Here is a 9,206-nt window from a genome sequence, read left to right as displayed (position 1 = left end):
GCCCGTCCGGCCCGGCATCCGGGTACGCCGCCCGCAGCCGTTGCGCCCACGTCGTGGGCGCGCGGCCCGATCCCCGCCACGGCGGCCAGGGCGAGCAGCTCCGGCGCGAAGCCGGGGTGCTCCAGCAGCCGGCTCCGGATCTCCGCCAGGTCCAGTTCCCCGGGTACGCCCCGGAGCCGCCGGCTGCTGCTCGGTCCTGATCGCGAGGTCAGCGGCCGGTCGGGCCGTGCCGGGTCCGGGCGCGCCCGGGTCGGCGGTCGGTGCCGGGGCGGGGGCGGGTGTGATCTGCTCGGCCGTGGCCGGGGCTGGCCCGGGCGTTGCCTTCTTCGGTGTCGCCTTCTTCGGTGGTGTCGCCTTCTTGGGCCCGGCCGTCTTTCCGCGCGCGGCGGTGCGGCTCTCGCCCGCGGCGGTCGTCCCACGCCGGGTCCGTGCGGTGGCTCGGCTCTGTTCGGGGAGGGTCGTCTGGCTGTCGTTCTCCGCGGCCATCGAGCTCTCGTCCGGGGTGCTGGTGTGGCTCTCGCCGGGCGCGCTCGGCTGGCTCTGGTCCGGCATGGCCGGCCGGCGCTCGCCCGGGATGCTGGTGGCGCTCTCGCCCGGGGTGCTGGTGGCGCTCGCACCCGGTGTGGCCCTGGGCAAGGTCGTTTGCTTGCGCGGGGTGGCCTTCCTCGCGGTCTTCCGCCTCGGCGACGCAGGGGTCTCCGGCTGCGCGGCGTCGGTTTCTGCCGCCGGGGTTGGGGACGCCGTGGAACTCACCGGGGTTGGGGGCGTCGCGCTGGAACTCACCGGACCGGTCGGCTCGGCCGCGCCGGGTGTGACCGGGGCGACGGTGCCTACCGGGCGGCCCGGCTGCTCCACCGGCGTGCCGAGCCCGTCGCCACGCTGGTCCGTCGCCTCGGTGCCGGTGGTCGCCGCGCTGGTGGCCGCCGTCTCGCTGTCCGTGCCGCTGGTGGACCCCGGTGCGACTGGCGTCCTGCCGGTGGTCGCTTGCCTCGTCGACCGACTGGTCTGCTGCCCGGCGGGCGCTTGGCAGGCCGTCGAGGCGCTCCGCTTCCGGGCGCGGTCCGCCGCTGGTGTGTCAGCGGTCACCTGCCCGGTGATCTCCTGCTCACCGGCTGCGCCGCCGGCCGCCGTGCCGCCGCTGGGGCTCGCACCCGCTCTCGCTCGCCCGGTAGGTACGTCGGCCGGGTCGGTCCCGCCGGGCTCGGTCGGGGTGCCGGCGCTAGCCGACGCTTTCCTCGCCGGCCGTGGCTGGCGGGGCAGCGGCTGCTCGGGCGTGGGTGGCTGGAACAGGACCGCGGGCGCGGCCTTCGCCGGACGGCGCTTCCCCGGCGCGGCGTCCGTACCCTCGTCCTGGCCCGGCCCGGCGGCCTTGGGTGGGGCCGGGGGTGGGGTGAAGGTGGCCTTCGGAGAGCGCCGGCGGGCCCCCTCGGCGGGCTCGCGGCGGGGCGGATCGCTCGGCGTCTGCTCCTGCATGTCGATGGAGCGTAGTCGCGAACGTGACGGCGCACACGGTGAAAACACGTCGCTGCGGTAGTCGCTTTGCCCCCGGTGGGGGCGGACCTGTATCCTCGGGCGCGGTGGTCTGCAGGGGCCACCAGGGAGACTTCGCCTAGTCTGGTCTATGGCGCCGCACTGCTAATGCGGTTGGGGTTTTAAAGCCCTCCCGGGTTCGAATCCCGGAGTCTCCGCGCGGAAGCCGGGTGTGTAGACTGGCCAAGCACCGAGCGCCCGTAGCTCAACGGATAGAGCATCTGACTACGGATCAGAAGGTTAGGGGTTCGAGTCCCTTCGGGCGCACTTCACGATCAAGGCCGTGACCAGCAGAAACGCCGGTCGCGGCCTTGATTGCTTCTACGCTTTGGGACGGATCTTCCCAATATTTGGAATCTGGTGCTCCGATGGTGCTCCGTTGTCGCTGTGCTGTTTCGGCGGGGGTCCGTGCCGGCCCGTGCTGACCAGTGCGTTTGCGTGTCGCCTGGTCTGGATCATGGTCGGGATGCCGGTGCGTCAGGGTACGGCCGTTGTCCACTGTGGTCACCGTTGTGGATCTTGTCTGCCGAGGTGGGTGCCCGGGCGGTCGGCCGCCGTTGACCTGGGCTGGCGTAGGGTGACGAGCGGGGGTCGGGATGTCGGCCGGGGCGAGCATCGGCGCTGACGGCCGGGATGTCCACGCATTTGATTTGCGCTCTGCTGGTCGCCCAGCCGACCGGGCGGCTACCCGATCCTCGGGCGCGGCCGCGCTCTCGTTGCTCGGCACCGGGTCGGTTGGGCGCCCGCGGTGTGGGCGGCTCCCCGACCAGGGTCTGGACAAGAGGTCTGTCCCGGCGGTGCAACGGCAGCCGCCGTTCCACGGGCGCTGGCCGAGTTTGCTAATGAGGGTTGCGTGCAGCGAACAGCCGGTCCATTCCGCAAAAGTGCGCGCCTGCTCAGTCGGGATGGGAACCCGATACGGTTTGAACGTGATGGCTGGCCTGACCCACGATGCCTTGATCTTCGTCGATGTTGATGGCCGCTGATCCCGTTCAAAGCGCGGCGGGTCAGCCGCGAGTGTTCTTGGGGCGGCGTTGTCGCGCAGACGGTACTGGTAACCCTCTGCTCGATCGGCTCGACCCGGACGACGGGCGGAGGCTGTCGGCACTGGGATGCCAGTTGGTCTGACGACATGGATGGCGGAGGCAAACGAGGTCATTTCGCCACGGCTCGGGCTTCCGGACCTGCCGGTCGTCGAGTGGCCGGATGACGACGAAGATCCGGAGCGCGGCCTGCATTTGAAGACTGTGTTTCTTTGCCGGTGGGCAGCCGGTCGCCCGTTCGTCTGGCTTGACGACGAGATAGCTGATGCTGACCAGCGGTGGGTAGCAGCACGCCACCCGGTGCGAGCGCTGCTGCGACGTGTAGATCCATACGTGGGCCTGACCGAAGCGGATTACTCAGCGGTCCGTCGATGGCTCAGGCACGTTGACGGCGCCCGTTGGTAGCCCTTGTCCGCGAAGGTCAGCACGTCGCGTTGGTCAGGGCCTCGATCAGGCCGTAGGCGCGGGCGGCGGTCAGGTCATGAACGGGACCAGGAAGGGCGGGTGAGACCCAGATCAGCCGCCCGGCGGCGTCGGCGAGGACCTGCACGTTGACACCGTGGCGCTTTTGCTTGCCGGAGTAGTAGGACCGTTGGTCGGCGACCCGGTCGACCGGGGTCAGCGTGCCGTGTCGTCCCGCCCAAGTCATGGTCCAGCCGCAACTCGTCCAGGCATCCGTCCCCAGTGTCGATCGAGGAACTCTGCTCCGGCAGCGCTCGTCCGGGCCACCTCGGCGCTGCGGCCATCCACGAACGAACGGAGGTCATCGACCAGAACGATCGTTCGACGGGCATCCACGCGATGAGGATGCCTGGCACGTCATGATCCGCCATCCGGTCCCGGACCCGCGAACAAGTCGGACCACGTTCGTAAGATTCCGTCCATGTCACGAGTGCGCCCGGCCCGACAGTCCGCACCACAGCCCGACGTGCCGGTCCTTCGGAGTCTCGGACCCACGTACGAGGGGGACCTGCATGGGCGGCACGCAGCGGTCCTCCTCGAGGTCCTGGTTGACAGGTCCGCGAGCGCCGCGACGAACATCGCGCTCGCGGGGCACTACGGCAGCGGAAAGAGCAGTGTGATCCTCGGCGTCCAGGCGGGTCTGGACAAGCGGAAGATCAACTGGGTCAATCTGTCGCTGTCGAGCTTGGGCATCGATGACACGAAGCGGGCGCGAATCCAGCAGGACGGGACGCTCCCGCCACTGACGAACCTCATTCAGAAGGAGATCGTCAAGCAGCTGCTCTACCGGAAGGCGCCCGCGGACATGCCGGGGTCGAGGTACTTCCGCATCGACTCGTTCAGGCCCTGGCCGGCTGCGTTCTGGGGCGCCGTAGTCGCGGTGGTGTTCTTCGTGATCGCGGTCCTGTTCGGGCTGGTGGATCGCGTGGAGAAGATGGGTCCCCAGGCCCTGGTCACCAGTCGTGGCTGGGTGCCGTGGGTCATCGTCGGTGGGTTCGGCGTGTTCCTGGGCGTGATCTGGTTCATGGGTTTGCGTGCTCTGCGGAGCCGGGTGCGGGTGGAGAGCGTCTCCGCGGGCGGAGCGGCCGTCAAGCTCAGCGCGAAGGAGAACTCGTACTTCGATGAGTATCTCGACGAGATCGTCTACTTCTTCCAGGAGACGAAGACTCAGGTCGCGATCTTTGAGGACCTGGACCGGTTCAGGGACCCTCACATCTTCGAGACGCTACGTGAACTGAACACCGTCTTGAACAACTCCGAACAGATCAAGTCGCGGCCGGTTCGATTCGTGTATGCGGTCCGCGACAGCATCTTCGAGCAACTCAACGTCGACGCCACCCCGGATAGCGACGTGAACGCCGATACCGATGCGGCAGCGCTTCGTGCGTCAGCTCTGGAATCCGCCCCGTCGGCGAACAGGACGAAGTTCTTCGACCTGGTCGTCCCGATGGTTCCGTTCATTACGCACCGTTCGGCGCGGGACCTGTTGGCGGCGGAGTTCGCCGCATCGGATGAGCGACCTTCGACTGCGCTAGTGAATCTGGTCGGCGGGCATCTGACCGATATGCGCCTGATTCGCAACATCCGGAATGAGTTCGAGATCTACCGTGCCTCGGTCCTGGGAGAGAAGGGCCTCAAGGGCCTCACCGCGGACCGACTGTTCGCGATGATGGTCTATAAGAACCTGCATCTGGAGGACTTCGAGGCCATCCGACTCGGAACGAGCAAGATCGACGAGGCTCACCAGGCTTTCCGCGACATGGTCAGTTATCAGACGGGCCGCCAGGCAGCGGTCAGCAAGGAGGCACTAGACCGGATCGCGTCGAACGCCCTGTGGGACAAGCACGCGAAATCCGCCGGTGAACGGCTCCAGAAGGTGCTGCCGATTGTTCACCGGGCGGGGCGGCACGGTGGCGAGCCGGTCCTTCAGCACCAGTCGGAGAACTACGCGCTCTCGGCCCTTACGTCCGGCGAGTTGTGGAGGTCGCTGCACGAGATCCGCAAAGAGGTGCAACTTATCCAACCCGGATACGGTGGCGTAACCCTGTCGTTCGATGACGTGATTGCGCTGGTTGGGGATGAGGCGGCTGCGCTGGATGACGCCGTCGAAGCCGATGTCGCACGTCTCCAGCGCGCCTCCCGAGCCGCGCGGGAGACCAAGGACTTCGTCGCGAAAGCCACGATGGCGCAGCTCATGGCCCGACCGGACCTGGTCATGCCCACCGACAGCGGCGTCGAACGCAACCTGGATGCCATCGTCACCGATCTCGTGTCGCCCTTGGCCCACGACCTCCTCGCCAAGGGCTACATCGACGAGAACTTCACCCTGTACTGCTCGGACTACCACGGCATCGCCATCAGCGTCAGCGCGATGAACTTCATCCTCCACTGCGTCCAGACCGACCGCGCAGACCACCGCTTCCGGTTCGACGAGGCTGCCTCCATCGACGCGGTCGAGACGGAGATGGGCGGCCGCTTCCTCGACGGCGAGAGCGTCTTCAACCTTGAGGTCTTCGACCACTACCTGCCCACGCACCCCGAGCGGCTCGACAAGGCACTCGACAAGCTCGTCATGCGCGCCGGGACCGACTCCTCCTTCATCGATGCGTACCTTATGGATGGCGCGTCCAGGGAACTCTTCGTAGGCCAACTGGCTCCTCGCTGGAAGAGTGCGTTCGTCCATCTGGTCGAGAACGCCCCGATCGACCTCGCGGCGGCCGTCGCGCTTGTCGATGCCGCTGTCCGGAGGGCTGATCGAGACGTCGACTACGAGTCATCGCGACGAGTCGCAGAGTTCGTCTCGGAGCATTACGCCCAGATGCAGGCATTTGTCGGGACGATGGAGACGTCGAAGGCCGCTGACGTGGCGGTTCTGGTTCGTCGTCTCGGCGCCCAGGTCAGCGACCTCGCGGTGCTGGGGGACGCACAGCGCAAGGCGGTGGTCAAGGCTAGCTTGTACCCCGTTACGAGGACGAACCTGTCCACGGCACTCGGTGAAGGAACCCCGCTGGCCCTCGACGTGGTGAAGGCAACCAACGCGACCGTCTACCAGCACATCCTCGAAAACCTGGACAGCTACCTCCACGCCCGCGAGGACGACGAAGCGACCGTCGATGCCTCGGAGGAGTTCGTCGCGGTGCTCAATGACGTCGCCGGCGCCGCTGAATCGGCGCTGCTTCCGGTTGCGAAAGGCGCGTCAGAGTCGTGCGAGGTGGCCGACCTGGAGGAACTCGATGCTACGGCGTGGACCGCGGTGGTGTCGGCGAGTCGGTTCGCGCCGACCGTCTGGAACGTCAGCCAGTTCGTAGCAAAGTTCGGCGTCAGTGAGGAACTGGTGAAGAACCTGAACAGCCTCGACCTCACCGATGTCGAGGAGGTGGAGGAGGAGTCTAGGCACGACCTCGGGTATGCGCTGGCTCATGCTGAGAACCTGGACCCGGCGGCGAGGGTCCGGCTGGTGAAGCAGCTCGAGCTTCCCGGCGGATTGGATCCCGAACGCTTGACCGGCGCCGGGCTCAAGCTGCTCCCGGCACTGCTGGCCGCCGAGTTGGTGCCCGATGCCGCCGAGACTTATGCGTGCGTGGGCGGTAGCCCGTTCGCGGTCCGCGAGGAGTACTTCGCGGCGTCGAAATGCCTGGCGTCCTACGTGTGCGAGCTGCCGATTTCGAGCGACGACCTGCCCAAGATCATGCGGAGTCCGCATGTGACACCGGCCGTCAAGCGAGCGATCGCCGATGGCGCGGAGTACGTACACGGCCGGTTGTCCGGGCACGGTGCCATCGCGATCTGCGAGTGGGCGGCCATGGGCAACACCGTCTCGGTGGAGCTGCTGGTCGAGCTCAGCGAAGCCGGAGCGCCCGCCGAGCACATCCTGAGTCTGCTGGAACCCCACCTCCCTGACATCAAGCTACCGGTGTTGGACCAGGTGCTCTTGGCGCTCGGCGACGAGTACGAACCGCTCACCAGGGTCGGTCGCCACCGTCCGAAGTTGGAGGAACGGGACGGGACCGAAGAGCTGCTCAATGAACTAAAGCGCCGCGGCCGGGTCAGCTCGTTCAGCCAAGCGTTGTTCGGTGGCATCCGGGTCAACATGCGTCACTGACACCGCACCAACGGATCGCCGCCGAGGCGCGAGGTCAGGTTCATGACGAGCTGTACGCGCTCCGCGAAGGCTCATGACTCGGGCATCCGTGTTCGTATTCGTTGCCCCGATGCGCACAGGGCGGTGCAGGCACGGCGAGTCTGGGACGCGGTGACACTCACCGACAGCAACGACCTGGGCTGGCGCACGGTGACGGGCGGGGATCGGGACGTCGGCCGGGCGAGCATCGGCGGTGACGGGCGGGAGATTGACGCATCTGACCTGCGCTCTGCTGGTCGCCCGGGTGACTGGGCGGCGACCCGACCCCTCGGCCCCGCCCGCCGCGGCCGCGTTCTCTTTGTTCGGCGCCGGGTCGGGTGGGCACCCCCTGAGTAGGCGGCACCGCGACCAGCATCTGGACAGGAGGTCTGTCCGGGCGCCGTGCGGCCGGTCGGCGTAGCGGGCTAGTACGGCAGCCGCCATTGGTGGTCTGACCTGGCGGGATACGGTGGGGGTGTGCGAAGTGGACGCAGCCGCCTGTCGATCATGTGTTTGTGAGGACTACAAGATCGAAGGCGGCTGCTGCTGCCAGGGTAGCGGCCAGGCGCGCGGTGCGGGAACGGGCCGAGCTGTTGGAGGAGCTGCGGTCGTGTTTCGTGCGGACGCAGACGTGGCAGCACGCGGGCCGGTACATCTCGGCGGTGGTCAGTTGGGTGCCGAAGCGCAACGGGTGGAGCATCGCTGAGCAGGTTGGGGACGCCACGCCGGACCGCACGCAGCGGTTGTTGAATCGAGCGGTGTGGGATACGACGGCCGCGATGAGTCACATCCGGCGGTTCGTGGCCGGGGGTCTGGATGCGGCGGCCACGCGTCGGCGGCGGCGTGGGTTGGTGGTCGGTGCGTTGGACGAGACGGGCCAGGCCAAGCAAGGCCGGGCCACGTGTGGGGTGAAACGGCAGTACATGGGGTGCGCGGGTCGGGTCGCGAACGGGATCAACACGGTGCACCTGTCGTACGTGCGGGAGCGGACGGGACACGCGTTGATCGGGGCGCGTCAGTGGATCCCGGCCGAGCACCTCGCCGACCCGCGCACGGCTGCGGGTATGGGGTTGCCGCCTGGGATGCAGTTTCGCGCCAAGGGTCAGCTGGCCATGGACGTCTGCGCTGACGCGTACGCCGACGGGCTGGTGTTCGACGTCGTCTGCGGCGACGAGGTGTACGGCAACTGCACACCGTTGCGGGAGTTCTTCGAGACTCGCGGGCAGGCGTACGTGCTGCGGGTCGCCTCCACCTTCATGATCGACCTGCCCTCGGGAGACAGGCTGACCTGCGCTCAGGCCGTCACGCTGCTGCCGCGGACACACGCCGGTGGGAGGTCCGCTCGGCCGGTACCGGGTCAAAGGGACAACGCTGGTACGCCTGGGCGTGGATCGCCACCGCCTCACCGCGGCATCACCTGCTCGTGCGCCGTCACCTGAGCACCGGCGAGCTGGCCTTCCACTACTGCCACGTGCCCGAGGGGCAACCCGTGACCAAGACGAGGCTGATCCGCGCCGCCGGACTGCGCTGGCCGGTCGAGGAGTGCTTCGAGTTCGGCAAGGACTACTTCGGTCTGGATCAGTGCCAGGCCCGCCTCTACACCGCGATCGCCCGGCACACCGTCCTGGTCATGGCCGCCCTCGCCGTCTGCGCGGTCACCGCCGCCCACCTGCGGGACCGTACCGACAGCCAAGCCCCGCCCCCGAGCACACCCGACCAGCCACCACCGCCCGAGCCCGGACTGATCCCACTGACCGTGCACGAGGTCAAGCGGCTACTCGCCGACGCCCTTCACCATCCGATGCCGCCCGGCCATGCCACCCGCTGGCTTACCTGGCGACGCCGTCACCAGGCTCGCGCACGCTGGTTCCACCAACGCACACGACTGAACCGCGACTACGCCCTGGTCAGCTAGCAATTGGCGGCTGCCGTACTAGTGTTCCGCGCCGGAAATTCGCCTACAAAATCGGGCGAGTGATTCGAGGATGTCTTCGGCGGTCTTGGTCCAGGTGAACGGCCGTGGGTCGGTGTTCCAGTCGGCGATCCATGAC

General features: G+C 67.8%; 5 protein-coding genes, 2 tRNA genes and 1 pseudogene. 7 read left to right on the top strand and 1 reads right to left on the bottom strand.

Going from position 1 to position 9,206, the window contains the following annotated elements; genetic code table 11:
• The 4 genes from JNW89_RS18560 to JNW89_RS18545 all read left to right on the top strand — a co-directional run.
• Positions 1 to 200, top strand: a 200-nt coding sequence (locus tag JNW89_RS18560) for a hypothetical protein (protein ID WP_238449873.1), incomplete at its 5' end; no start/stop codon positions are given.
• 26 nt (positions 201 to 226) lie between these two features.
• The gene (locus JNW89_RS18555) at positions 227 to 1,534 is read left to right on the top strand and encodes a hypothetical protein (RefSeq protein ID WP_238449872.1); all 1,308 of its coding nucleotides are present in this window, start codon (positions 227 to 229) and stop codon (positions 1,532 to 1,534) included.
• 64 nt (positions 1,535 to 1,598) lie between these two features.
• Positions 1,599 to 1,688, top strand: a tRNA-Ser gene (locus tag JNW89_RS18550).
• Between the two features lie 36 nt (positions 1,689 to 1,724).
• A tRNA-Arg gene (locus tag JNW89_RS18545) sits at positions 1,725 to 1,797 on the top strand.
• A gap of 1,168 nt (positions 1,798 to 2,965) precedes the next feature.
• Here JNW89_RS18545 and JNW89_RS18540 read toward each other — a convergent pair.
• Positions 2,966 to 3,201 (bottom strand): annotated as a pseudogene (locus tag JNW89_RS18540) (transposase family protein); the annotation flags it as partial.
• A gap of 255 nt (positions 3,202 to 3,456) precedes the next feature.
• Between JNW89_RS18540 and JNW89_RS18535 the strand changes: the two are divergent.
• From JNW89_RS18535 to JNW89_RS18525, 3 genes are all read left to right on the top strand, one after another.
• Positions 3,457 to 7,137, top strand: a complete 3,681-nt coding sequence (locus JNW89_RS18535; RefSeq protein WP_375155115.1) for a hypothetical protein — start codon at positions 3,457 to 3,459, stop codon at positions 7,135 to 7,137.
• 590 nt (positions 7,138 to 7,727) lie between these two features.
• Complete coding sequence (locus JNW89_RS18530; protein ID WP_238449870.1) at positions 7,728 to 8,594, top strand: transposase; 867 nt, start codon at positions 7,728 to 7,730, stop codon at positions 8,592 to 8,594.
• A complete protein-coding gene (locus JNW89_RS18525) occupies positions 8,579 to 9,070 on the top strand; it encodes a hypothetical protein (RefSeq protein WP_238449869.1) in 492 nt (163 codons plus the stop codon). Before JNW89_RS18530 ends, JNW89_RS18525 begins: the two co-directional genes overlap by 16 nt.
• Positions 9,071 to 9,206: the final 136 nt, after the last annotated feature.

Source organism: Micromonospora sp. 4G55, assembly GCF_016803375.1.
This window is presented reverse-complemented; position numbering and strand designations above follow the sequence as displayed.

Excerpts from the sequence above, each read along its gene's own strand:
- JNW89_RS18535 (WP_375155115.1), top strand. The coding sequence starts at position 3,457 with ATGTCACGAGTGCGCCCGGCCCGACAGTCCGCACCACAGCCCGACGTG.